At 44.6% G+C, this 26,209-nt stretch carries 21 protein-coding genes and 1 pseudogene; 13 read left to right on the top strand and 9 right to left on the bottom strand.

What is annotated here, in order from left to right:
* Window positions 1-44: 44 nt before the first annotated feature.
* Entirely contained in the window at window positions 45-3,749 is a 3,705-nt protein-coding gene (addA, locus tag NST56_RS05900) for a helicase-exonuclease AddAB subunit AddA (protein WP_339180678.1), read from the bottom strand.
* Window positions 3,736-7,236 carry a helicase-exonuclease AddAB subunit AddB gene (addB, locus tag NST56_RS05895; RefSeq protein WP_339180675.1) on the bottom strand — a complete coding sequence of 1,167 codons (3,501 nt, stop codon included), beginning with the start codon at window positions 7,234-7,236 and terminating at the stop codon, window positions 3,736-3,738. Before addB ends, addA begins: the two co-directional genes overlap by 14 nt.
* Before the next feature lie 184 nt (window positions 7,237-7,420).
* Here addB and NST56_RS05890 point away from each other — a divergent pair.
* Both NST56_RS05890 and NST56_RS05885 read left to right on the top strand, forming a co-directional pair.
* A pseudogene (locus NST56_RS05890) lies at window positions 7,421-7,834 on the top strand (rubrerythrin family protein); the annotation flags it as partial.
* A gap of 125 nt (window positions 7,835-7,959) precedes the next feature.
* A complete protein-coding gene (locus NST56_RS05885; RefSeq protein ID WP_268446705.1) occupies window positions 7,960-8,274 on the top strand; it encodes a four-helix bundle copper-binding protein in 315 nt (104 codons plus the stop codon).
* A gap of 34 nt (window positions 8,275-8,308) precedes the next feature.
* Here NST56_RS05885 and NST56_RS05880 read toward each other — a convergent pair whose 3' ends face one another.
* Complete coding sequence (locus NST56_RS05880) at window positions 8,309-10,039, bottom strand: ABC transporter substrate-binding protein (RefSeq protein ID WP_339180671.1); 1,731 nt, start codon at window positions 10,037-10,039, stop codon at window positions 8,309-8,311.
* Window positions 10,040-10,154: 115 nt separating this feature from the next.
* Here NST56_RS05880 and NST56_RS05875 point away from each other — a divergent pair, with 115 nt between their 5' ends.
* Together NST56_RS05875 and NST56_RS05870 are read left to right on the top strand one after the other, a co-directional pair.
* Window positions 10,155-11,357, top strand: a complete 1,203-nt coding sequence (locus tag NST56_RS05875; RefSeq protein ID WP_326328298.1) for an MFS transporter — start codon at window positions 10,155-10,157, stop codon at window positions 11,355-11,357.
* 107 nt (window positions 11,358-11,464) lie between these two features.
* The gene (locus NST56_RS05870) at window positions 11,465-12,619 is read left to right on the top strand and encodes an AbrB family transcriptional regulator (RefSeq protein WP_326130645.1); all 1,155 of its coding nucleotides are present in this window, start codon (window positions 11,465-11,467) and stop codon (window positions 12,617-12,619) included.
* 176 nt (window positions 12,620-12,795) lie between these two features.
* Here NST56_RS05870 and ntdR read toward each other — a convergent pair whose 3' ends face one another.
* A complete protein-coding gene (ntdR, locus tag NST56_RS05865) occupies window positions 12,796-13,785 on the bottom strand; it encodes an NTD biosynthesis operon transcriptional regulator NtdR (protein ID WP_326328296.1) in 990 nt (329 codons plus the stop codon).
* A gap of 103 nt (window positions 13,786-13,888) precedes the next feature.
* On the opposite strand from ntdR, the gene NST56_RS05860 reads away from it, so the two are divergent.
* From NST56_RS05860 to NST56_RS05840, 5 genes are all read left to right on the top strand, one after another.
* A complete protein-coding gene (locus NST56_RS05860) occupies window positions 13,889-15,214 on the top strand; it encodes a DegT/DnrJ/EryC1/StrS family aminotransferase (protein WP_339180664.1) in 1,326 nt (441 codons plus the stop codon).
* Window positions 15,186-16,031: a kanosamine-6-phosphate phosphatase gene (gene ntdB / locus NST56_RS05855; RefSeq protein ID WP_339180662.1), complete on the top strand. Its 846-nt coding sequence runs from the start codon at window positions 15,186-15,188 to the stop codon at window positions 16,029-16,031. The genes NST56_RS05860 and ntdB overlap by 29 nt, the downstream gene beginning before the upstream one ends.
* A gap of 16 nt (window positions 16,032-16,047) precedes the next feature.
* Window positions 16,048-17,100 (top strand): glucose-6-phosphate 3-dehydrogenase NdtC, encoded by a 1,053-nt coding sequence (gene ntdC / locus NST56_RS05850; protein ID WP_339180659.1) that lies wholly within the window; start codon window positions 16,048-16,050, stop codon window positions 17,098-17,100.
* A gap of 71 nt (window positions 17,101-17,171) precedes the next feature.
* Complete coding sequence (gene glcP / locus NST56_RS05845) at window positions 17,172-18,377, top strand: glucose/mannose transporter GlcP (protein WP_229147756.1); 1,206 nt, start codon at window positions 17,172-17,174, stop codon at window positions 18,375-18,377.
* 334 nt (window positions 18,378-18,711) lie between these two features.
* On the top strand, window positions 18,712-18,909 hold the full coding sequence (locus tag NST56_RS05840) for a hypothetical protein (RefSeq protein WP_032731040.1): 198 nt from the start codon (window positions 18,712-18,714) through the stop codon (window positions 18,907-18,909).
* A 26-nt stretch (window positions 18,910-18,935) separates the two neighbouring features.
* Here NST56_RS05840 and NST56_RS05835 read toward each other — a convergent pair whose 3' ends face one another.
* From NST56_RS05835 to NST56_RS05820, 4 genes are all read right to left on the bottom strand, one after another.
* Window positions 18,936-19,463 (bottom strand): MarR family transcriptional regulator, encoded by a 528-nt coding sequence (locus NST56_RS05835; RefSeq protein ID WP_339180655.1) that lies wholly within the window; start codon window positions 19,461-19,463, stop codon window positions 18,936-18,938.
* 77 nt (window positions 19,464-19,540) lie between these two features.
* Window positions 19,541-21,040: a monooxygenase gene (locus tag NST56_RS05830; protein ID WP_339180653.1), complete on the bottom strand. Its 1,500-nt coding sequence runs from the start codon at window positions 21,038-21,040 to the stop codon at window positions 19,541-19,543.
* Window positions 21,041-21,239: 199 nt separating this feature from the next.
* On the bottom strand, window positions 21,240-21,740 hold the full coding sequence (lepB, locus tag NST56_RS05825; RefSeq protein ID WP_010333645.1) for a signal peptidase I: 501 nt from the start codon (window positions 21,738-21,740) through the stop codon (window positions 21,240-21,242).
* A gap of 1 nt (window position 21,741) precedes the next feature.
* On the bottom strand, window positions 21,742-22,362 hold the full coding sequence (locus NST56_RS05820; RefSeq protein ID WP_010333644.1) for a TVP38/TMEM64 family protein: 621 nt from the start codon (window positions 22,360-22,362) through the stop codon (window positions 21,742-21,744).
* A 155-nt stretch (window positions 22,363-22,517) separates the two neighbouring features.
* Here NST56_RS05820 and NST56_RS05815 point away from each other — a divergent pair, with 155 nt between their 5' ends.
* The 3 genes from NST56_RS05815 to NST56_RS05805 all read left to right on the top strand — a co-directional run bounded on the left by NST56_RS05815 (window position 22,518) and on the right by NST56_RS05805 (window position 24,772).
* The gene (locus NST56_RS05815) at window positions 22,518-22,880 is read left to right on the top strand and encodes a hypothetical protein (RefSeq protein ID WP_339180649.1); all 363 of its coding nucleotides are present in this window, start codon (window positions 22,518-22,520) and stop codon (window positions 22,878-22,880) included.
* A gap of 225 nt (window positions 22,881-23,105) precedes the next feature.
* Window positions 23,106-23,306, top strand: coding sequence for a DUF3311 domain-containing protein (locus tag NST56_RS05810; RefSeq protein ID WP_010333642.1), 201 nt, complete (start codon window positions 23,106-23,108; stop codon window positions 23,304-23,306).
* Window positions 23,303-24,772, top strand: a complete 1,470-nt coding sequence (locus NST56_RS05805) for a sodium:solute symporter (RefSeq protein WP_339180646.1) — start codon at window positions 23,303-23,305, stop codon at window positions 24,770-24,772. Before NST56_RS05810 ends, NST56_RS05805 begins: the two co-directional genes overlap by 4 nt.
* Window positions 24,773-24,813: 41 nt before the next feature.
* Here NST56_RS05805 and NST56_RS05800 read toward each other — a convergent pair whose 3' ends face one another.
* Window positions 24,814-25,083: an excalibur calcium-binding domain-containing protein gene (locus tag NST56_RS05800; protein WP_010333640.1), complete on the bottom strand. Its 270-nt coding sequence runs from the start codon at window positions 25,081-25,083 to the stop codon at window positions 24,814-24,816.
* A 214-nt stretch (window positions 25,084-25,297) separates the two neighbouring features.
* Between NST56_RS05800 and NST56_RS05795 the strand changes: the two genes are divergently transcribed.
* Window positions 25,298-26,197 carry an SDR family oxidoreductase gene (locus tag NST56_RS05795; protein WP_326192562.1) on the top strand — a complete coding sequence of 300 codons (900 nt, stop codon included), beginning with the start codon at window positions 25,298-25,300 and terminating at the stop codon, window positions 26,195-26,197.
* Window positions 26,198-26,209: the final 12 nt, after the last annotated feature.

The following is a 26,209-nucleotide window of genomic DNA, read 5'->3' as shown; positions in this document are numbered from 1 at the left end:
AACGAGATCCGCTCCGTCTGAATCCCCGGAGCCTATGGATCTCGTTATAAAGTCAGAATATGCCCTCCGTCAAAGAAATAAAGCGCACACCCTTTTACCTTCGTTTGAGCAATTTGTTCAACGGCCCTTGTGTACAGCTGAATTTGCGTTTCATATCTCTTTTTCAGGATCGGGGCTGCTCCTTCAAAGCCGTGCTGGAATTTCCCCTCAATCCGGTCTGTTTTATAGTCCAGCAAATATAAGCCGTCCTCTGTTTCGTAGAGACAATCGATGATCCCCTGCACCAATAGCGGCTCATCCGCCTCTTTCGCATCAGGATAAATCTCTTTTGCCGGAAGCGCCAAACTGAATGGAACTTCACGGTCCTTCCATTTAGCGCCGATCAGTTTTTCGCCAATTTCGGTATGGAAAAATTGAACGATTTCCTCAATATCGATAGCGGATTGCTGTTCTTCGGTGAGCAGCTCTTTTTCATAAAGATGCCGCACTGTCCGCTCCGCTTCTTCTGTCGTCGGCACATGTGTCAGCGGAATATGCTGCATGACCGTATGCATAGCTGTTCCTTTCTCTGCTGCTGTCAGGCCTTTTTTCATCATGAAAGCCGGGCGTCTGTACAGAATGCTTCCATCAGCCGGTGTAACGGGGGCCCGTCCGCTGTATTCGTCTTCGTACTCTCTTCTTCTCTTAATCTCAGAAACAGACTGCTTCGTGCGAATTTGTGTCACCTCGTGATGCGAATACTTCCAGGCCAGCCGCTCGCGAGCTTTTTCCTCAAATGCAAACGGGCCGGGAACCGGTTCACCACGGCGGATCGCTTCAAGACGTTCGCTTTTTTCTTCCAGTCTCTCTTCCAGCTCATCATCAAGCAGATCATATGAATGGATCATTTGAATAGCAAAGCGGGCCGGATGGCCTGATATATCAGAAGCCGCTGCCGCACCGCCCTCAGCCAAAGACTCCAAGTCTCTGTGTCTGACAAGAGCAGGTCCGATGAAATCCAAATACGTTTTCGCCTGATAGCGATCAAATTCCGGCAGGAGCCAGTCAGCTTGGGATGCCGATGCCTGCCATTTTGCCAGCTGTTTCTGGTGATCCTTGCATGAACCGACAAGAAACAGCTTCTCCTTTGCCCGCGTTAAAGCAACATAGAGCACACGCAATTCCTCAGACAGCAGCTCCCTGCGCATTTTTTTCTTCATCGCGATGAGCGGAAGCGTCGGATAGCTGATGCGCCATTCAGGATGGATAAATTTCGTGCCAAACCCAAGCTCCTTGTCCAGCAGATAGGATTTGTTGAGATCCATCATGTTGAAATTCCGGCCAAGTCCCGCTGTGAAGACGACTGGAAATTCGAGCCCTTTGCTGCTGTGAATGGTCATTAAGCGGACAACATCCTCCTGTTCGCTTAACGCTCTCGCCGTTCCCAGGTCATCGCCGCGTTCCTGCATGCGTTCGATAAACCTCAAGAAACGAAACAGGCCGCGAAATGCCGTCGATTCATATTGGCGTGCCCGGTCATAGAGGACGCGCAAGTTAGCCTGCCGCTGTTTTCCGCCCGGCATTCCGCCAACATAATCCATATACTTTGTGTCGCGGTACACTTCCCAGATCAGCTCGGACACCGAATGGTTTTTCGAAAATGCGCGCCATTTTTGCAAATGCCCGTAAAACGTTTGCAGCTTTGGATAAAGCTCATCGTTTCGGTCGCCGGCTGCCAGATAGTCTTTCATTGCTTCATAGTATGGCGCCTTTTTGTTTTCAAGCCGGATCAAAGACAGTTCGTTCTCGTCAGCACCGACAATCGGTGAACGCAGAACGGAAGCAAGCGGAATATCCTGATACGGGTTATCAATCACCTTCAGGACAGAAAGCACGACAGACACTTCCACCGCATCAAAGTAGCCTGATGTTAAATTGGCGTAAACCGGTATGCCCTGAGCTCTCAGCTCTTCCATGATTTGCGGCGCCCACGGCATGGATCGCAGCAAAATCACGATATCGCGGTATTGAATATTGCGGTGTGTCTTCGTTTTCCCGTCATATACTTTAAATGGCGATGAGATCAGCTTGCGTATTTCCTTGGCGATCGCTTTTGCTTCGAACTGTACCGTTTCCAGCTCTTCCGCTTCCTCTCCTGCGTCCGTCTCCTCGGACTTGTCAATCAGCAGCAGCTCGGTTTCCGTTTCATTGTTTTCCGGATACGCCGCGCCGAGTTTCAGTTCAGCCTGTTCATCATAATCGACCTCGCCGATTTTGCCGCCCATCAGCTGTTTGAACAAAAAGTTTGTGCTGTCTAAAATATCAGCCCTGCTTCGAAAGTTTTTGTTCAAGTCGATTTTCCGGCCCGACCCTTCTCCGCTCTCTGTAAACCGTTTGTACTTAGACAGAAAAAGGAGCGGCTCCGCAAGCCTGAATCGATAAATCGACTGCTTGACATCTCCTACCATAAACAGGTTTCCTGTCTCTTCCGGCCCGCTTGTGACGAGCTGAAGAATGGATTCCTGCACCAGGTTGGTATCCTGATATTCATCGACGAGCACCTCATGAAACTGCTCCTGATAAAATCTTGCCGCCTCACTTGGTTCACGTTCACCCTTTTCGTTCACAGCGGTCAAGATGGACAGGCAATAATGCTCCAAATCAGAAAAATCAATGAGCGATTTCTCCTGCTTTGCGGCTTCAAACCTTTTCCCGTAGCTGATGACAAGCTGTACGAGTGTTTCAATGACAGGCTTCATGTCAGCCAAACTCTTTAAATGCTGCTCCGGGCTTCTGGTGAAGTAATCGGTTTTGAGTTTTTCAAGGAGTTTTTTGGCGCCATTTCTCAAGTCTGTCGCTTCATCAAGCAAGACGGGGTCAAACTCGTCCCCTTTCACCGCTTTTGCACGCTTAAAGGAGACAGCGGGCACGCGCTTATAAAGTTCATTGAAGTCATCCTGATGCTCAATCAGGTCATCAATCTGCGCGAGATCATCGAGAAAATTTTCAGCGCGCGGCGCAGGTCCGCCCGGCGCTTTTGTCAGCTCAAGAGCACGCTGAAGCTTTTCCTTTGCTCCCTCCAGCACCATCGCAATATCTTCTTTGACATATGGATAAAACGGCAGTTCCCTGATCGCGCTCTTTTCTGTTACATCATACAAATGAACAAAGCTTTTCAGCCATGTTTCCGGATCCGGGTGGGAACGGGAATACTCATACACCTGTTTCACGAGATATTGCAGATCTAAGTCATGCCGGTCAGTTGTGTATCGGTCGACAAGCTCAAAAAACGCCTTATCGCCCTTTGCATATTCATCCTCAAACAGCTCATCAAGCACCTCGTCCCCGAGAAGTTCGCCTTCTGTCTGATCAGCAATCCGAAAGCCCGGATCAAGATCAATCAGGTAGTAATATTTTTTCAGCACCTGCAGGCAAAACGAATGAAGCGTTGAAATGCTGGCCCGGTTTAATAGAGACAGCTGGCGTCGGATATGCAGCGAACCTGGGCGTTTTACCAGCTCTTTTTCCAGTGCATCCGCAATCCGGTGTTTCATCTCTGCAGCTGAGGCGTTTGTAAAGGTGACAACAAGAAGCCGGTCTACATCGATCGGATGTTCTTCCGCCGTGATTTTCCGGATCATTCTTTCCACAAGAACAGCCGTTTTACCAGATCCTGCCGCCGCTGCCACAAGGATATCCTGGCCGGTTGAGACGATGGCATTCCACTGGTCATCTGTCCATGTGCTGTCTGCCGGTTTAGGAATGTTCATTGCCATCAGCCTCCTTCTTTATCCAATCAAGTACCGTCTTGTCCTTTTCGGCCTTTAACTGACGATACTCGTTTTCTTCTAATGATTCATCAAATTGGCATACTGATTTAAACGCACAGTATGTGCAAGGTGTCTTGTTCTTCATTTTATACGGCTCAATGGATACGCGCCCGTCAGTGATTTGCTCGCCTGCTTCTTGGAAGGTGCGGCGCACATGCTTCGTCAACAGCTCAAATTCTTTTTCACCGACTGCTGCTGAATCCGATCTGAGAGAGCCGTCTTTCTTCAAGCCCGCATTGATGATATTTGATCTTCCTTCTTGAAGGGTTGTATCCATGAGGCGAATTGCCTCCTGATCACCGAGGAGGAGGCCCTTCATCTTAAATTTCTTAAAAATTTCCCGTTCAATCTCATCAAGTCCAAGCGGAAGATTCGATTGTATCATCGGGTCATGAATATGGAAGTACAGCACCCCGGCCGGCGTGGCTTTCATTCCTAGCCAGTCTAACGAATGTGTAATCGATAAATCCAGATACGTCAGCATTTGCAGCGCAAGTCCGTAATACACTTCCGCCAAGTCAAGGCCTTTATCACTGGATTTATAATCGACAATCCGGAGGAGCAGGCCTTTAGAGCTTTCCGCTTTATCCACGCGGTCAATCCGCCCAACGAGCTCCATCGTACAGCCGTTTTTCAGCTTAAAGGTAAGCGGCGGGAGCGGGCCCTTTCCGCCAAAGCCCAACTCAAGGCCGATCGGCACGAATCCGCTCGCTTTCGCATGCTCGCTTAAAATGCCGGACACGCGTGTCACAATTTTTTGCAGTTTTTCCTTCACGTAATAATGCCGGTTTGAACTGAGCAGAATTTCTTTTTGCAGCTTCGGTGCCAGCCGCTCGACCGCGTCATAAGAAAACAGCTCGCACTGCTCCTTCGTTAGGTCGCGCCAATCTATTTTTTGCTCACGAAGCCGGTCTGAAATCAGTTTTAAACTGGAATGAAAGAGCTGCCCGATATCCGGTGCTTCAAGCTTGAAAAATTGACGTTCCTTCAGATGCAGCCCGTGGGACGCAAAATGGGAGAAAGGACAAGCGTTAAAAGTTTCCATCCTCGACACGCTCCCTTGAATACGTTCACCATAGAGCTGTCTCGATACAGAACGTTCAAGCTGCTTGACTTCATTGCGGAAAAACAGGCTTGAGAAAAGCTTTTTCGACTCCAGCCTGTCAGGTTCATTCATCAGCGCATTGTACGCGCTCCACCAGACGTCGCTGATCTCATATTCCCTCGTCCATAATCTGAGCTGGCTAGCGGTGTATGATTGCGCCACACTTTTATTGACAAGGTACATTAGCTGTTCCTCATCGCTGACCTGCTCCGGTTCATTTGTCAATAGACGCTCGCGATGCTGCGGAAACAGTTCTTCCAGCCGCTTGATGACAATCGACGGCAAAAGCGTTTTTCCTTCCGCATCAGCAATCGGATACGTCACATAAAGGCGGTCAGATGGGCTAGAAAGCGCCATATAGATCAGGAAATGCTCATCAAGCAGACGCTCCCGCCCGCCGGAGGAAAGCTCAATACCTATCGTCTTCAGCCACTCACGATCATCATCCGACAGCACGCCATTTTCATCAGGGCGAGCCGGCAGGACGCCGTCGTTTGCCCCAACCACAAAGGTACATGAGGTACCGTATATTCTGGACAAATCCATATTGCCGACAAACACCTGATCAAGCGCCGGAGGAATGAGAGAGAATGTCAGCGACTCTGCACCGGTTTCCATCATCTGCTGAAACAAATCAAGAGAAATTTCATCTTCGCCCATCATTTCCACAAACTCCTCAAGCAGCTGAATGACAGCGTCCCATGCCTGCTGATGCTGCTGTGCTTCAATGATTCTGCCGTCTTCCTCAGCCCGCTGTCTTTCCTGATCCAGCTTCAGCGGCACATCCGTCTCTTCTAAATAACGGTAAAGCGCCTCCGCCTTCTCTTGAACCGTTTTTGCTTTTTTCATTCGTTTCTGCAGCTGGAACAGCGGCGGAACAATCCAATCGCGCGTGTCATTCAGCATGTTTTCCATTTCAATTTCTTGATCGGTCTGCGCAAATTCATCATCTAGCGACACAAAACGTCTGTAGTGGAAACGGTCGCCCTTTGTCCAGCGATCGCCTTTGATGCCGTAAGCGATACAGTAATTCTCCAGCTGATCAACTTGCTCTCTTACCTTGGCCTTCGGCTCGTTAAGCGGGAATAACAGTTCGGTTTTCACGCAGCGGAACACTGCTTCATAACGCCAATTCCCCTTTAATACGTCAAGGCTTGACCGGATAAACTCCACTAACGGGTGGTTCAGCATAGATGTTTTCCCGTCAATAAAATAAGGAATCTCGTAATCTGCAAATACTTCCTTGACCATATCCTTGTAGTCTTCCGGCTGACGCGCTAAAATCGCCACATCCTTGTAACGGTAGCCCTTCTCTCTGACAAGACTATGGATTTCCCGGGCAATACCTTCCAGCTCTGCCCGTCTGTTTGCGGCCTGCATCACGGTAAAAGCCTCTTGTTTCTCAGCAAACGGAATAACCGGACGCGCTTCATACTGTGCTTCCAAATGGGCTAATTCCGGTACGTACTTGTGCCGCTTTAATCCATCAAGCTCTTTATAGGTGATGTCCAGATTCAGTTCCTTTGCCGTCTGGTGCAGGCGATAATACGTTTTTCCCGTCATTCTGAACAAATCAAGTTCCTGCGGCTCCCTCTCATGTGACGGCTTGTCCGCTGTGAGTGAAAACGTGATATGCTCTGCCTGAAGCATAAGCTGCTCTAACACCCTGAATTCCTGCGGTGTAAACTGATAAAAGCCGTCTACATAGACATGTGCCCCTTTCAAATCTTCCGCCTGCGGGATATGCTCTGCCAATAGTGTCAAATAATCCTCAGAATGAAGATACTGACCTTCTAGGCTTTTTTCCATCTGCTGGTACAGAATCGATAAATCATGAAGCTTTTCAGATAAAACACGTTCCCCTCGATACTCGGAAGCTGTTCCGCTATCCGCCATCCGGCGAATATCTTCCGGTTCCAGACAGTATCTCTTAAACTCAGTCAGCATCCGTTCTACCTGTGCGGTAAAACCGCTTTTGTCACTTGCTTTTTGATAGACTCTAAACTCCTGTTTATGCTCTTCAATGAGCTTCCGCAGGAGCATCTGTACGCCCGTGCTCGTAAGAAACGGCCTACTCATTCCTCCCGTATGCTGGAGGACGCGCCAGGCCAGTCGTGAAAAGCTGAAGACTTGAGCACGAATCATGCCGCCCGTATCAGGCGTTTTAGCAAGCTCGTATTCCATTAAAAACGTCATTTGATCCGGGACTAGAAAAATGATCGGTTTCCCGAATGGAGCCCGGCGCAGTTCATCTTGAATGCTGTCGATGATCAGCTTCGTTTTTCCACTCCCGGACCTGCCTACTAAAAACTCTGCTCCCAAATTAGAAGACCCCTCTCTTTTTATCTGTTTATATTTTATCGAACATTGACGAAAATGACCAATCTGATCTATTGGTAAAAACGGCCTTTCCACTTATAAGAAGCTGATTTTCTCCGCACATGTGTCCTGGCCTCACATATACTTTTACAGAAGCCCAATATCTTAAGATTGAAGCTGAACCCCCTTGTATTACAGCTATTTTCCTTATCCAGCGAAATCTCGGGAAGACCCCGTTTTCATTTAAAATCTCAGAAGGCCATCAACGGAGAATTGAGCGTGGTTCAATCCTACCGCAGGCTTGCTGAACTGGTCCACCCTGCTTAGGACAGAAAACAAATTGAAGAAATCAGGCGCGTTGAGATCCGACATCTACGTAATATACGGAGCCATTACGCAAACATATCATGCCGAAACAAACAGAGGAATGCGTGGACACTTTTACAAAAGGACTTGATGTCGCTTTTAAAGATGATCAGGAAACCATTGACTTTTCCTTACGCGCAGCTGAGGAACCTCAAATATAAAGGCAAAGGGTATCTTTACGCACGCCGCACGGGATGAACAAAATCACGATGTTTGGTTTCTATACTATCTGATGAACGTTAGATTTACCCAATCAGGGTACATATACATACCCCTTCCCCGAAAACACACTCCACTGTTTTTCTTACCATCAGCCGGGAAACATAAAATCATACACGAACATATGAGGAGGAATCAAGCATGCAGCAAACCATTGAAGCTTGTATCACATGTATGGAAGCTTGCAACCATTGTTTCACAAAATGTTTGGCAGAAAGTGCACACCACGATCTGAGCGGCTGCATCCGGCTTGACAGGGAATGTGCGGATATTTGCGCGCTGGCAGTGAAAGCCATGCAAACGGACAGCCCCTTTATGAAAGAAATTTGCGCACTTTGCGCCGATATTTGTGAAGCCTGCGGCACTGAATGCGAAAAGCATGATCATGATCATTGCCAAGCGTGTGCGAAGTCTTGCTTTGCCTGCGCTGAGCTCTGCCGCAACATGGCTGCGTAACAGAAGCATGAGAGGGGTCAAATGAGAGCCCTCTTCACTCCTTTGACAGCCATACAGAGTAAAAATCAATCCACCCCTCTTCATCCAGCATGAGATCCTCAACCGTCTCACTCGATGCTACCTCAAGCACATTTTGATACAGCGGTATCGCGCTGAAGCTCCCTATAAGCTGACGGTCAATTTGTTTTACTATATTCATTCTGGAAGACCGGTCGGGTAATGAGAAAAACCGTTCTATCATTTCTGAAAATGTCTGTTTCTGGTCACCTGAAAGATGCTGATGCAAAAAGCTGTTCTCCGAAAGCAGCAAATGTAAAAAACCAAACTCACCTTCTTCATAAAACGTTGCGCTGTCATGAATGATATCAGCCATTTGTACGATTTCCGGTCGGCGCAAATCGGCAGCAGTACAAAATTCCAGATTAAGCCTAATGCCGCTCCGTTCACAAATCTCTTGAATCCATGCTGCGTCCTCGCAATGATCCGTTTCAGAAAAAGTGAATAGTGACAACGTCTCTCCCGCATATCCGCTTTTTTTCATTAATTCCGCAGGTGAAGCATCTCCCCAATCAAAAGGCGCCCGGTGGAAAAAAGATGATACAGGAATGCTTCTGTGTCCTCCCGCCTCACGAACGAGCTGTTCAGATGAAATCAGCAGCCGAAGGGCTTTTCTCAAGCTTGGATGCTGAAGCGGCCCTTTCTTTCTGAGGTTTAGTGACAAGTATTGAACATGCCGTTCTTCAAAAACAGTTTGCCGCTCAGGAGGTTTCTGTTTTTCTCGAAGGGTAAAACCGTACATATCATCTGCTTGCTCAGAAAACACAAACTCAATACGATCTAAGAATGCCCGGCCCTTAAAGTAACGCTCGTTGGCTTGAAGAATGAGCATGTGTTCGTCATGCTGAACAAGGCAAAAAGGTCCTGTTCCATTCACCTCGCCGTTCATTTCTGCCGGCAGGATAGACAGCCGTTCATCACAAAGAATATATGGCAAAAGCTCATTTGGCTGATCGAGCTCAATGTCCACACAAAAAGGCCCTTTCTCTGAAATCCGTTCAACACCTTTCAGCAGCCATTTATATGGATTTTCATCATGATCCATAAAACGCTGAAACGTAAATACAACATCCCTTGACGTCAATGGCTTTCCATTATGAAAAGAAACGCCTTTCCGAAGAAAAAATCTCCACCGTTTTTTCCCCGCCTTATTCCATCCGTGGATTAAATGCGGCTGCGGCTCTCTCTTTTCCCGATCAAATCGGACCAGTGTATCATAAATCTGCTTGACAAAATGGCCCTCTGACCGCAGAAAAATCCTGCACGGATCAAAACTGCTTACCGCTGCTGGGGCTATAAACAAGCGCAGCACATCCTGTTCACCATCCTGTCCGGTTTCTGTTACAAAACCGAACACCTCAGAAAACCACATGTCATACACATTTTGAATCCCAGGAAACACCGGCTGATAATATTCAAGCAGTTCTTTTGCTTTTTTAAGCTTTCCGGCTGTTGTATATTCCTTGGCAGTTTGAAGCAGCAAATCTTCCGGCTGACGGAGAAAAGCGATTTTTGATTTATGGCCGCGCCCCGATCCGCTCTCGCGAATGATCCATTTTTTGCTCTCCATCTTATGTAAAATCAGCTTCACATTTCTCTCTGTACAATATAAACAAGCCGCAATCTCACTGAGCGGCATTTCCTTCATCTGTCCCGGTTCGCCGCTCTCAGCTTTTGCGAGCGCCACATAATGGTCAATCAGCTTCAATCCCTGCACCTCCTGACAACAAAGGGGAATTTTTTTCACTAATTTTCTTCTCTTTTTGGCCCGCCGCCCCTTTTATACACTACTACTATATCAAACATCGAAAGGCGGAAATCACATGTTTCTCCTCTTCCAATCAATGAAATCCCGCTACACAGCACCCGTTTGGCTCCGGTTTTTCGGCGAAATGCTGACAAGCCTGACAGGTGCCATGATGGGGCCGTTTATGGTGCTGTATCTGCATGAGCAATTAAACGGAAGCGTGATGCTTCCCATGCTTATCATCAGTCTTCAGCCCTTCGCTGATATTTGCCTGACACTCATAGCGGGACGTGTGACAGATCAGCTCGGACGGCGAACAGCGATCCTTACTGCCCTGCTTCTGCAAACAGCTGCAATGGCGGGTTTTGTTTTTGCTCATGATGCATATTTTTTCGCATTCCTTTATATCCTCAACGGCATCGGCAGATCCCTGTACATTCCTGCATCACGCGCACAGATCGCCGAAAGCACGCCGGAAAGCAGACGTTCGGAAGTTTTTGCCGTCATCAATGCCATCTACTCAGCAGGATTGACGGCAGGTCCGCTGCTTGGGCTGCTGCTGTACGCTCAAGATCCCGTTTGGATATTTGCATTAGATGCCGCGGCCCTGTTCGTTTATTTTCTTATCGCCGCCTTTAAATTACCAGAAACAAAGCCGCTAAAAGCCGATCATCCCGCAGCATTATCCGAGCGTTTCACAAGATATCGGCCTGTTTTGATCCTTTTGCTGCTTTCTCTCCCAATCAGCATGTTATACGCGCAAACAGAAACGACATACAGGCTGTTCAGCAAAAGTGTGTTTCCTGATTACCTGTCCATGCTGGCAATCTATTCAGCGGCAAAAGCGTTATTAAGCTTTGTTCTTCAAGTTCCTCTAGTAAAATGGACAGAAAAGTTTTCGATGAAAGCGATTCTTCTCATCACCTATATCAGCTACTCACTTGCGGCCGCCGGCTTTGCATTCTCAACATCATTGACGCTGCTTATGCTGACTGCTGCCGTGATGACGATTGGAGAAAGCATCGGACTCACTCATATTCAAACCTTTATTTCCCGGCTGGCGCCGCCGCATATGCTCGGCCGTTTCTATGCGATATACGGCTTGCATTGGGATATTTCACGGTCAATCGGACCGCTGGCCGGCGGACTGATCCTGACTTCGTTTGGCGGAGAAATCATGTTCTACAGTCTTTCCGCTTGTCTTCTCGCCGCCGGTTTCTTGCAGTCTCATATCATGGAGAGGATTGAATATAAGGTCATAAGAAAAGTGAATGGCTGACAGAAAAAAATTCATAATTTCATTATCAACAAAAATATACTATAGTAATGATACATTCACTACATGAACAATTGGAGCTGTAAGTTAATAGGAAGAAGGGTTTTATATTGAAGAAAGACAAAAATCTCCTCACAGATGTATGGTTTATCGCAATCAGTGCAGCCGGGGGGTTTATTCTTTCGTTAACCGGAATATCGATCGGATGGATGATCGGAACGCTGATTGTCGCCTGCTGTCTCGCTATGCTACGGCCGGCTTGGCTGATGATGGCGCCAGATCAAAAAGGAATTAACCGCCGGTGGCTCGCTCTCGGGCAGATGATCCTCGGCATTGAATTGGGCCAAAAGCTGAACCTATCCGTTCTGTCTGTCCTCAAAGATCATTGGTTTTCGGTCGGCATCATGCTGATTTTATCGATACTCCTTGCCATGCTGTCAGGCTATGTGCTTTGGCGTTTCAGCAAAACAGATATGATGACCAGCTTTGTCGGCACGGCTCCCGGCGGACTGTCCGCCATGCCGAGTATTGCCCAGGAGGTCGGTGCCAATACCGCTATTGTCAGTCTCGTTCAAATGATGCGGGTGCTGCTCGTGGTCCTGTCTATTCCGTTTTTGGTTATCCTGATTTACGCTAAACAAGATGGTCCCGCAAATGCCACAACCCAAACGGTATCCGCTGCCACGACAGAAATCGGGCTCGCTCCCGTACTGTGGACCGGCGTTCTCATTTTCGTTGCCTGGGGAGCTTGCAAAGCGGCAAAATATTTAAAATTTCCCGCTCCGTGGCTGCTCGGCAGTATGCTCGGTGTAGCGGCCGTGCACATAGGCGGCGCTTCAATAACAGGCCATGACATGCTTGCATGGTGGCCGTCACAGGCAAACCATCTTTCGCAGATATTTCTAGGGGCTACAATCGGTTCTAAGATGTACAAAAGCATGTTTGCCGGCGTTACACGTATCATGATCGTCGGTTTCATTTCATCAGTCGGCTTAATTGCCGCTATGCTTTTAAGCGCGGTGATTGTTTCCAAACTGACAGGAATTTCGCTGATCACCTCTGTTTTGGCATTTGCCCCCGGCGGCATCGCGGAAATGGCAACGACGTCTGTTACATTGCATGCCGATTCCACCTTTGTCGTTGCGGTTCAGGTCATACGCGTCATCCTTGTCATTGCCCTCTTGCCGCCGTTTTATCGTCTGCTTCACCATCTTCATGGTGAAAAAAAAGGCAAAGAGAGTTCGATAAGCGGCAGCAATGCCTAGTTGAAAAAAAGAAAGACTTAGGCATAAAAGGGGGGAGTCACTCTATTCTGCAGAGTATGGAGACTTCAAAATGGGGCAGGAAAGTGAAATTTCCTGATTGAAAAAGAGGTTATTATATGAATAACCTCTTTTTTCTATACACAGTTATAAAATGATAAGGAAGTGAAAATCTATAGTTAAGTTGATTCTCTTATAATAAGTTTTGTTGGCAGTTTAATAATTCTTCTGTTTAAAGAAGTGTTACCCGAAATATACTCGATCATTTTCAACACAGCCTGTTGCCCTAATTCTATTATGGGAATATCAATTGTTGTGATGGTCGGAGTCACTACTTGGCAAATCGATTGGTTGTCAAAACCAATTACAGCTAAGTCTTCTGGAACGTCAAAGCCATTTTTTATCGCCTGTTTAATAATCCCTGCGGCGACTTGATCATTTCCTGTAAATATTGCTGAGGGTCTGTCCTTTAGATCCTTTATCTTATGAAAAACACGAAAGCCATCCTCGATATTAAACAATTCACCAAATATCCATTCGTTTCTATGATGTAAATTGTAATCTCGTAAAGCTTTCAAGTAACCCTCTTTCCTCTGACATTGAGCTTCGCTGTATGGAGTATCAAAACAAAATCCAATTTTTTCATGTCCTCTTTCAATTAAATGTACTACCCCCATGTATGTCGCTTCAAATTCATCATACCCAATGATCGTGATGTCCGCTGAGTGATGATATTCATTACATAATAAGATAGGACCATACTTTAAGAAAGGAGATATCTTATCCCATTCATTTTCTAGAGTTCCAAGAATAATACCATCCACTTCTTTGTGTTTCAATAACTCTAATAGCTCCAGCTCTGTCTGTTTGTCATAAAAGGTTTGAAATACAATGACCTTGTAATTCTTAAACAGTGCTTCATGAGAAACCCCTTTTATTAATCGAGCGAAAAATGGATGGTCGATACTCGGAACCGATAAAGCTATCGTTTGTGTCTTATTTCTCCTAAAATTACGAGCCAAATAATTGGGAGTGTAGTCAAGTTCGTTAATAGCCTTTAAGATCGTATCTCTTTTTTCTTTCGACACATAAGGGTGATTATTCAACACTCTTGAGACTGTGGTTTTAGACACATTGCATAATCTTGCTATTTCATCAATTGTAGGCATATTTTCCCTTCCTCAAAAAAGTTATTGACATGTTATCGGTTTCAGAAATTAGGATAAATTTGTATCAAATTTTCCAGATTATAAATCATTGGAGGTACTGTTCATGCAAAAACAGGTTAGAGTTTCAGGTAAAAGTAAAGAAAACATGTTACTGCTAAAACACTTAAAAGGTGACGTACAAGGAAAAGAACTTGTTATTGAAGACAGTATTGTAAACGAGCGATTAAGACAAGTCTTAAAAGAAAATACAGATATTGAAAATGACCTTTTCAACTACCAAAAAAATCGCGAAATTAATAAAGTCCCTTTTATGCCTGTAGACAGATTAATAACCAATGATGAAGTGGATGATATCTTAAATACATTATCTAAAGTTTTGCCAACTGGAAAATTTACGAGTGGTTCCTATTTAGAGCAATTCGAGAAAGTTTTATCTACATATTTACATAAAAGGTATGTAATTGCAACCAGCAGTGGAACGGATGCTATTATGATAGGATTATTGGCTTTAGGGTTAAACCGAGGGGACGAAGTGATCATGCCAGCTAATAGCTTTTCAGCTACTGAAAATGCTGTGTTAGCCTTGGGAGGCGTTCCTATCTATGTAGATAGTAACCCACAAACATTCTGCATCGATCCTAACAAAATTGAGGAAGCAATAACTCCTTCTACAAAGTTTATTCTACCTGTGCATTTGTACGGAAAACATTCAGAAATGAAGCATATCCGTCAAATAGCAAATCGTTATCAATTGAAAGTAATTGAAGATGCTTGCCAAGGAATTGGACTGACAGACTTAGGAAAGTATGCAGACATCACTACATTAAGTTTTAATCCATATAAGAATTTTGGTGTATGCGGTAAGGCTGGGGCAATAGCAACTGATAATGAAGAACTCGCTAAAAAGTGCATTCAATTTAGTTATCATGGTTTTGAAGTAAATGTAAAAAATAAGAAAGTCATCAATTTTGGATTGAATTCAAAAATGGACAATTTACAGGCAGCAATTGGTTTAGAGAGAATGAAGTATCTTTCATTAAACAATTTCAAAAGACTGTTTTTGGCGGATAGATACATTACTCAATTAGCAGAATTACAGAATAAAGGCCTCATTGAATTACCAGAATTAAGTGAAGATCATGTGTGGCATCTGTTTCCTATTAAGGTAAGAACAGAAGACAGGACAGATATCATGACGAAATTAAATGAAGAGTTTGGTGTTCAAACAGATGTATATTATCCAATACTGTCTCATATGCAAAAAACTCCACTAGTACAGGACAAGTATACAAAACTCCAATTGGTTCATACGGAAAAGGCTCATAGTCAGGTACTGCATTTGCCATTATATCCGTCATTTACTTTAGAAGAACAAGACAGAGTAATGGAGGGACTGTTTCATGTTATTAAGCAAGAAGTCAGAGTATAAAACGTTATCCAAGGTTGAACATCCTAAGTATATTGTTTTTTGTGATTTTGATGAAACGTATTTTCCGCATACAATCGATGAACAAAAACAACAAGACATATATGAACTCGAAGACTATCTAGAACAAAAAAGTAAAGCTGGGGAACTACTAATCGGATGGGTTACTGGGAGTAGTATAGAATCTATTCTCGATAAAATGGGAAGAGGAAAATTTAGATATTTCCCACATTTTATAGCTAGTGATCTTGGAACTGAAATTACGTACTTTTCAGAGCATAACTTCGGACAGCAAGATAATGAGTGGAACAGTCGTATAAATGAAGAGTTTAGTAAAGAAAAGATTGAGATACTTGTAAAACAGTTACATGAAAATCATAACATTCTTTTGAATCCTCAAACTCAATTAGGAACGTCACGGTATAAGCATAATTTCTATTATCAGGAACAAGATGAAATAAACGACAAGAAAAACCTATTAGCTATTGAAAAAATCTGCAAGGAATACGGAGTTTCAGTAAATATAAATCGGTGTAATCCTTTAGCGGGTGATCCAGAAGACAGCTATGATGTCGATTTTATACCCATGGGAACAGGAAAGAATGAAATTGTAAAGTTTATGTTAGAGAAATACAACCTAAATACTGAAAAAGCTATCGCATTTGGAGATAGTGGAAATGATGTTCGGATGTTACAGGCAGTAGGAAATGGATATCTACTAAAAAATGCAACACAAGAAGCAAAAAACCTGCACCAATTGATAACTGATAGTGAGTACTCAAAAGGAATTACTCATACCTTAAAAAAATTAATTGGATAATGAGGAGGAAATAGATATGAAGAAGATTGGTATCATAGGTGCAGGCGGTATTGCAAAAGCGCACGCAACTGCTTTATCTACAATAAAAAATGTAGAGTTAGTAGGAGTGTATGACATAAATCAACAAAATGCGGAAAGCTTTGTGAAAACTTTCGGTGGGAAGACATATGAAAATGTAGATGAACTTATAGATGTCTCTGAAGGTTTAATTGTAGCATCACCAAACTTCTGCCATAAAGAACATGCTTTGCAAGCATTAGAAAAACATAAGCATGTATTGTGCGAAAAGCCTATGGCTATTTCTCTTGAGGAAGCAAGCATAATGAAAGATACTGCTCAAAGGTTAGGCGTAAGAGCTAGTATGGGATTTAATTATAGATATTTGTCTTACGTAAATATCTTAAAAAGCTTAATTATCAATAATGAACTAGGTAACATACTGTCTATAAAAGTACACTTCAAGAAAAATAGTGCGCTTAGACGTAAGAAATTTACTTGGAGAGATGACGCTAATAGTAAGAAGACTAGTGGATCATTGGGAGATCTGGGTATTCACCTTATCGACATGGTATGGTATTTGTTTGAGAGTGATTTCATCACAGAATCAGTAATGGCAAAGATGAACACAAATGTAAAAACAAAAGAGGATAAACAGGTACTTGTAGATGACTATGCAGAAATTTATGGACAATTGAAGAACAAGGTATTTGTAAATATTATCACATCAAAATGTTCTGTACCTGAAGACTGCGGTTTTAGCATTGAGGTAGTTGGACACAAAAAAGAGTTTAAATACCACACTGGTAACCCTCACGTTTACAAGCTCATAGATGGCTTGAACGTGGTAGACTGCCCAGTACCGCAAAGTCTATTAAACGATCCGCCAAACGAATTTTATGGTTGGGCTGATTCTTTTAGAAGCGAGTTGATCAACTGGATTGCTTCAACTCAGAAAGATTGGGTTGAGATCCCTTCTTTTAACGATGGTTTTAGATCACAGGAAGTATTAGAAATGTTCTTTGAGAAAGATAGCAACTCTCAAACAATGTCTGTTTTAGCAGTCAACTAGTATTTCGAAGAGATAAGTTACTGAAAAAGCAGGAATTTATTTTCCTGCTTTTTCATATAGGGGTGTAATGAATGGTAAGAGGGACATATTTATTTGGATATGCTTTCTTTTTCACAGTGGGTATTATCCATATATCAACAGGAAGTTTGACACCATTTCTTTTAGAGTCTTTTAACAAGACAACAGATGATATTTCGATCATCATTTTCTTTCAGTTTAGCGGATTCCTAAGCGGAGTATTAATCGCACCGTTAATGATTAAGAAATACAGTCACTTTAGGACACTTACTTTAGCTTTGACAATAATGCTTGTAGCGTTAAGTATCTTTTTTCTCACTAAGGATTGGTATTATATTGTTGTAATGGCTTTTCTCTTAGGATATGGAGCAGGTACATTAGAAACGACAGTTGGTTCCTTTGTTATTGCTAATTTCGAAAGTAATGCAGAAAAAATGAGTAAGCTGGAAGTCCTCTTTGGATTAGGCGCTTTATCTTTCCCATTATTCATTAATTCCTTCATCGATATCAATAACTGGTATTTACCGTATTACTGCATATTGACCTTTTTGTTCGTCCTATTAGCAGGGTGGCTCATTTTCTTATCCAAGAACCGAAAGGACGCCAAGCATGCTAACCAGCAAGTGGCCTTGCCAGATGTAGGAGCGTTTCAATACTTTATAGGAGATAGAAAGAAATCAAAGCAATTAGGCTTTTTTGTATTTTTTGCTTTCCTATATGCCGGGATTGAAACAAATTTCGCCAACTTTTTACCTTCCATCATGATAAACCAAGGCAATGAACAAATTAGTCTTATCAGTGTCTCCTTTTTCTGGGTAGGAATCATCATAGGAAGAATACTGATTGGTTTAGTAAGCAGAAGGCTCGATTTTTCTAAGTACCTCCTATTCAGTTGTAGTTGTTTAATTGTTTTGTTGATTGCCTTCCCTTATATAAGTCACCCCATACTTCAATTGGGTGGTACATTTTTGATTGGTTTAAGTATAGCGGGCATATTTCCCATTGCTTTAACACTAGCATCCATCATTATTCAGAAGTACGTGGACGAAGTTACAAGTTTATTTATTGCTTCGGCCAGTTTCGGAGGAGCAATCATCTCTTTCTTAATTGGATGGAGTTTAAATCAGGATACAATCTTATTAACCATGGGAATATTTACAACCATGGCGGTCATTCTAGTAGGTATTTCTGTAAAGATTAGGCGAACTAAAACAGATAACCCTATTTCACTTGAAAGCAAAGCTTCAAAAACACAGTGAAAAACGTGTAAATTAAATCATATCGTAAGGAAGAAGAGGACTTAATGTCCTCTTTTTTATCAGGAGAAAACAGTGTTTTTGCAAGGGAGATAGAAGTGATGATGATTCTGTACCTGTCAGAGATACGTTCAGGTCACGCAGCAAAGGTATTTACAGAATTGTTTTATGATCCATCCATAAATCAAGGTATACTAGCCTGTTGCTCCCCATCAAAAATAATTCTAAAATTCCTCGAAATATTCTGAAGAAGCAACAAAAGCCAAAGATCAAATTTTGAGATGAACCGAAGATACATGTAAACTAAAGGAGAAATCATAAAATTAATAGGGGCGTTATGATGAAAAAGATTTTTAAAGGGAGTTTGCTGCGCGACAACCCCGAGAAAGCAATGCACTTATATTATGGAATATGTTTAGGAATCTGGCTGATTTATAATTTGGTGACATCCAGCTCCCCTGGACTGCCGCTTATCATTTTAGCCGGAGGAAATCTGATTTACCTTACAATCTTGAAAAAGAAAGAAGAAACGTGAAAAACACGCACCTCAGTGCGTGTCTTTTATTTAAAAACTTTGTGAAGCCCCTCTTCCATTTCTTCTGAGGATGGATACCATTTTGTCACCAAATCCCGCAACAGCCTTTCCGCAAACAGAATCTCTTCCTCTGTATAACGGTCAAAAAAGGAAAGAAAACGCTGCTCGACCTTTTGATGATAGTATTGATGCAAGCTGTGCAGCTTCTTCCCTGCCGGCGTCAAACGGAAGTAGACCTCCTTCTTATTATCGCTGAGCTGTGTTCTGTGGAGGAAGCCGGCGCCAAGCAATTTTGTGCTGATGCGTGACACCGTCGCTTTCGTCGTATTCATTTTGGCGGCAATCGAAGTGACATTGATCGGCTCACCCTCCCCCACACAGGAAAGAACATGAATTTCTGTCATCGTCAATTGAGATTTTTGTCCGTGCTCCTGATCCAGCTTCTTCATTTCATCAGCCAAAAAGGCTTTTATGAGCCCCTCCCATTTCTCCTGCTGATGAATGAGTTCCGTATATAATTCAAAAAGTGATCGCTTAGTATGTTCTGTATCCATACGGCTCTTCCATCCTTTATTAATCAATTGTTTCTTATATCATAACGTTTTGTTACAGATGAAACAATCGATTTGTGTTACACACGGCTGGCAATTGGGAGCCAGCGTCTGATACCTGATTGAATCACTTCTGCCGCATCTGGCCCGGCGGCATCGACTGCCCAGGCGGCATGACCATCAGGCCGAACCAATACAGTATGCACGTCTCTCCACTCTTCACGCGGCTCTGCAAGAGAAGCACACACTGTGTGTAAGCCATTAAATGGGATATGGTCATTATCAGCTCCTTGTTTCAGTGACAGCAAAACATATGCCCCGTTATGCAGGCAGTTATAGAGGCGTTCCATACTGCCATCAGGAAGCCGCAGTTCCACATCCGGAAGTCTTTTGCCGTTCAACCGATGCGGCGGCATGTTTTGGTCAGCTTCATACCCGACATCGATTGCAGAAATTTGGCCCGCTACAAAGCGATTCACATCGGGAAAAGCAAGCATATCGGACACCATGCTTCGCAAATGGAGACCGGCCTTCGTGAAATCCATCAGCCGCGTCTGCGCCTCTGTGTTCCGAAGAAGATCTTCCGCCACCGGATGCCGCTCAGCGTGATAGCTGTCCAAAAGCCATGAAGGTGCAGAGCCGCCGACAGCCGCCGCAAGCTTCCATCCAAGGTTCATGGCATCCTGAAGACCGACATTCAGCCCTTGGCCGCCAGCAGGAAAATGAATATGTGCTGCATCGCCCGCAAGAAAGAGTCTGCCGCTCCGATACTGCTTCGCTTGACGGGAGGCATTCCCGAATCGGGACATCCACGTAGGCTCGTTTAAGCCAAAATCAGTTCCGCAAATCCGGATGAGATCTGTTTTCAGCTCCTCTTCTGTGACAGGAGCATCTTTCGGCGTCTGCGTGCGGTAAGGGCTGATCAACACAACGCGGTATCGGTCAGGAGAAAGCGGAACAATCATGACTCCCCCCTCTTTCGTACAAAGCGACAAGACTCCTGATGGCGGCGGAGAAAGCAGCTTCACATCACCAAGAGCTGCGGTGACGGTGCTGTCTGTTCCAGGAAACGCAATTCCCGCCTGTTTCCGAACAACGCTCCCTGCTCCGTCAGCGCCAACGGCAAACAGGCTGCTCAACGTCCGCACACTGCCTTCCCGATCCTTGAAAATGGTTTGCACCCCCTCTTCGTTTTGCGTTACCGTTAGCGCCTCTGCCCCTCGTAACACCTCTGCCCCCAGGCTTCGCGCACGTTCCTCAAGCAGCTGTTCAGTCTCGGTCTGAGGAAGCAATAGCGTATAAGGACAACTCGTATCTAGGCTGGAAAAATCAAGACGGGTATCGAGCATTGAAAAATGTCCAGAAGATATCTTTTTCCCACGAGACGCAAAACGCTCAAGCACCCCTCTCATTTCAAAAAGTTCAAGCGTGCGGGGATGCAGCGTCAACGCCTTCGAATACGGCATTGGCTGTTCAAGCCGCTCAAGCACGCATGTTTTTACCCCTGCCAATGCCAGCTCAGAAGCCAGCATCAATCCAACCGGTCCGCCTCCGATAATGACTGTTTCGTAATTCATCATAAGCTCCACTCCTTTTGTTTCACTTGCAACTTAATAAAAACCCTGATAAACAGTGACGAGAAAAAACATATTTTTTATTTTCGTTACATACGTAACAAAATTGATTATATCGGCTGACAAATGATCTTGCAACATATTTTTCCAATCAGCACAAAAAAGACGCCTAGCAAATGGCGCCTTTTTCTCAGTGTACAGCTTCCTAATCCGAAATGACTCCGACAATGTCTTTTTCCCTGATCGGACCAAAATGCCGGCTGTCAAAGCTATATATACGGTTATCTCCGATCACAAAATATTGCCTCTTCGATAACGTCTTTTTCCCTGTCGTCTCTTTCAGAGAAAAATCTCCCGTTACATGACTTCCGGCAGATACAGATTTCAATGGTTTCAAAAATGGTTCAGCCACCTGTTTTCCGTTCACATACAGCTGATCGTCCTTATATTTGATCGATTCACCGGGCAGCCCAATGACTCGCTTTATCAGCACTTTTTGATCAGGGCCTTTAAACAAAACAATATCAAAACGATGAATGGTTTTGAATCGATGTGAAAATTTATTGACCAACAGTTCGTTCCCTTCCTGAAAAGTCGGGTTCATGCTTATGCCTTCTACTTTGTAATCAATAAAGACGGCATTTTTGACTTGAATGGCGAGAACGACGGAAACAACACCGGCAAGAAACCAAAACCGTTTTTTCATGTTACTGTCTCCCTCCATCATGCTCACGCTGGCTGGCTCTCACATGCAGATGCCGTTCCACCCTTTTGCCGACATACCATAAGACAGCAATTACCACAACGGCAATAACTGTGCGAATCGGCTGCGTGATCAGCGCGTGAAGATCATATCCGATGAAGCTGATCATAAAAATCATGACGAGCTTTCCCGAGGCTGCCGCCAAAACAAACGGCCGCGTCCCGATCCTTGACAAACCGGCGACAACATTCACCGCGGCAGACGGTGTAAATGGAAAACAAAGCAGAAGAAACATCGGGCCAAAACCGTGTCTTTCCACCCATAACATAAGCTTTCTGACAGACGGATGCCTGCGGATGAACCCAAGAGCTCTTCTTTGTCCATAATGACGGACAATGAAAAACACGAGAATGGACCCCGCTGTTGATCCGGCCCATGACAGGATGAAGCCTTCCCACAATCCAAACGAATTGGTATTCGCCACCACAAAAACGATAAGCGGCAAAAACGGGAGAAATGCTTCAACTAAAGGCAGCAGCACAGCAATAAGCGGACCGAAAGCCCTATAGCTTTGAAATAATTCTGTTAAACGATCCTCTGTCAAATAGGATAAAAATTGCTCCAACGTTTATACTCCTCACCGGGTTTGTCTATCCTTATTCTACACATTCTCGGCGAAAAACTAAAAAGTTTTGGCGATTTTTTCTGTCTTGAAATATTTCACCAGCCGATATAGAATACGATTAGAACAAACGTTCCCTTAAGAAAGAAGGAGTTACCATGCCTCATTTGCAGCCAGAAGGATACGAATTGATAGAGCGGGCTCTTTTTTTGCCTATGGTCATTACCATTTTAAACCGTGATCTCAACGGAATTGGAAAAAGCACATTAAAATTAAAACACCCTTATATACAACTTATCAACGAATCATTAAAAATAGCACAAAAGGATCTGATTGAGGTCAGAAAAGAGCTGAGGAAAAATAAAATTGCCATCCACGAGGCTGAGCGTGATGAAGCCTTTACACTTTATTTATTTGTCATTGATGGCTACGAAGAAAAACACCGCTATTTTAACCCGCGAATCCGTGAGCAAGTAAGCAGTTTGTTAACATTCTATTTATTTGCGCCGGACGCGCCATGAGTCTTTCGAATCATTCTGATCTCTCCTCCTTGCGCCCGTCCACTCTCCGGGCGCCTCACCAATAAATTTCTGACAATTCACACTATACAAACAAAATAAATTTATTTATAATTCGTACCACAGCCTTTTACTCCCCAAAAAGTGACATGTGCCGCCAAATTAACGACATGATTTGCAGCCTGCACATGACACGCACCGCCCAACTTTTAATCAAAGGAGGACTCTATGAAACTGATTCACATTCTTGCTGCTCTGCCCTTCATCGGACTTTTGCTTGGCATCCCTTTTGCAAACAAAGTGACACCCTATCTGTTTGGCATGCCATTCATTCTCGCCTATGTCGTCATGTGGGCTTTGCTGACCTCTGTCCTGATGGCGATCGTGTATGTCCTTGACAAAGAAAATAAAAGGGAGGAAGCAGAATGAACGCAGCTCTCATCATCATTTTCGGCGTCTTGCTATTCAGCATGTTTCTCGGCGTACGCGCCCAAAAAGGGAAAGACATGAATCTTGAGCAGTGGACGGTCGGAGGCCGCGGCTTCGGAACCTTGTTCGTGTTCTTATTGATGGCAGGCGAAATTTATACCACATTTACGTTTCTCGGCGGAAGCGGCTGGGCCTACGGGAAAGGCGGACCGGCCTTTTACATCATCGCCTATGGCTGTCTGGCTTACATCCTTTCTTATTGGCTCCTGCCTGCGATATGGTCCTATGCGAAACAGCATAAGCTGATGTCGCAGTCCGATTTTTTCATCAAAAAGTACAACAGCCCGCTGCTTGGCGTGCTCGTCTCACTGGTCGGCATCGCCGCTCTTATTCCTTATCTTGTGCTGCAACTGAAAGGGCTTGGATTGATTGTATCGGAAACATCTTACGGAAAAATTTCTCCCACTGCTGCCATTTGGATCGGCGTCATTTCAATCACAGTTTACGTTATGGTATCCGGCATCCACGGGTCCGCCTGGATATCCGTTGTCAAAGACATCATGATTTTGGCTGTCGTTTTATTCTTAGGCGTATATTTGCCGATTCATTACTACGGCGGATTTCAAGACATGTTTCAGCAGATTGAAAACGCAAATCCCGGTTTTATTACCCTGCCCGAAACAGGGCAAAGTGCTGCATGGTTCAGTTCAACCGTGCTGCTGACGGCGCTGGGCTTTTACATGTGGCCCCATACGTTTTCCGCTTCCTATTCAGCAGAAAACCCAAAAGTCTTTCGGAAAAACGCCATTATTATGCCCTTATATCAGCTGGTCCTTCTATTCGTCCTTTTTGTCGGCTTTGCGGCTATCCTGCAAGTTCCCGGTCTGAAAGGCGCAGACGCGGATTTATCACTTTTGAGACTGTCTCTTCAAACCTTCGATCCTTGGTTTGTCGGAATCATCGGAGCAGCCGGACTGCTGACGGCGCTTGTGCCGGGGTCTATGATTTTAATGTCGGCCTCCACTTTGTTTGCCAAAAATGTTTATCAAGTGTTTGCTCCCCGCACGACGGAACAGCAAGTGTCATTATTGGCTAAATGTTTAGTGCCAGTGATTGCGCTGATTGCTGTGTACTTTACATTCAAAGGCGGGAACACAATCGTTACGCTTCTCCTGATGGGCTACAGCCTTGTCACACAGCTATTTCCGGCCCTGCTGTTCAGCCTGTTCAAGCATCATATCGTGACCAAACAAGGAGCATTTGCCGGCATTATAACCGGTGTCGGAGCCGTTTCTTATATTACGGTTACGGAAACAACAATTGGCACGTTATTTCCGGCGCTGCCACAAGCGGCGAAAGACTTAAACGTCGGCATTGTCGCTTTGCTGCTGAATGTTACGGTCATGATGGCGGTCAGTCTCATGACAAGAAAAACAAAAAACGCTACTGCTGATCAAGCCGCTTAAACAAGAAAAAAGCAATCTGGACAACAGATTGCTTTTTTTCTTTAGCGTTCGCAGGCGATAAAATCTTTATCACGGTCGCTCTTTTTATTGGCGTCATAAAGCGCCTTTGATACGTAAGGCTTGTACTTCGTTTTTCCGCCTTTATTTTTCACTTTGGACGTACGGGCTACCCCGCCTTTGTACACTTTGTTTAATTCCTTGCAGTTCTTATACGTCTTGACCTTCGTTTTGGCTTCCGCCACATGGTCAGCTCCGTATGAAAAACCGAAAACGAGACCGAGTGACAGCAAAAGCGCCGCGGCTTTTTTCATGACAATATACTCCCCCATACCCAATATTTAGTTGTTTTATAGCGATTTTATCATAATTCAATTCACCCTATTTTACAAGATAAATATGGAAGGAGCGGCATTTTTTTCGGCTTTCTTTGTCTTGCAGAGATGCAAACTGCCAAAACATGTTTTCCTCACTTTGCTCAAGGGTACACATACGAATGTACACCACACACAAAAAGGGGCGTTGATGATGTCTGATACAAAACGAAACAATCCTTTAACAGCATTTTTTCACGATGAATTTCCTGAACAATACCAAGAACCGCCCGGCTTGCAGCAAAAAATGAAGCCGGTGCCGGACTGCGGAGAAAAAAGCTACAAAGGAGCTGGCAAACTAAATGGCCGAAAAGCTCTTGTCACCGGCGGTGATTCCGGTATTGGCCGCGCTGCAGCCATCGCTTATGCCCGGGAAGGCGCCGATGTCGCAATCAACTATTTGCCCGCGGAACAGCCTGATGCAGAAGAAGTAAAAGAACTGATTGAAGCAGAAGGACGCAAGGCAGTCCTGATTCCAGGTGATCTGAGTGATGAATCGTTTTGTCAGGATTTAGTCAAACAAGCGCATAACGAACTCGGCGGGCTGGATGTGTTAGCGCTCGTTGCCGGTAAACAGCAAGCAGTGCAAAACATTGAAGACCTTCCTACCGAACAAATCTATAAAACGTTTGAAGTGAACGTCTTCTCCCTATATTGGGTGGTTAAAGCGTCGCTTCCGTATTTGCCGGAGGGCGCGTCTATTATTACCACAACTTCAGTTGAAGGCTACAATCCAAGTCCGATGCTGTTAGATTATGCGGCGACGAAAAACGCCATTATCGGCTTTACCGTTGCGCTCGGAAAACAGCTTGCACCCAAAGGCATCAGAGTGAACTCTGTTGCGCCAGGACCAATCTGGACTCCGCTGCAAATTTCCGGCGGACAGCCGACTGAAAACATTCCGAAATTCGGCAAAGGAACACCGCCGTCACCATTAAACCGCGCCGGCCAGCCGGTGGAGCTGGCAGATGTTTATGTATTCTTAGCTTCAGAGAATTCAAGCTATGTGACATCTCAAATATACGGCATCACCGGCGGAATTCCGACGGCCTAGCGTTTTAGAAGG

The sequence above is a fragment of the Bacillus sp. FSL R5-0560 genome (assembly GCF_037966305.1).
In the GTDB taxonomy this organism is placed as follows: domain Bacteria; phylum Bacillota; class Bacilli; order Bacillales; family Bacillaceae; genus Bacillus; species Bacillus mojavensis.
Note: the sequence above shows the minus strand (reverse complement) of the source record. Positions and strands in the feature narration are given on the sequence as shown.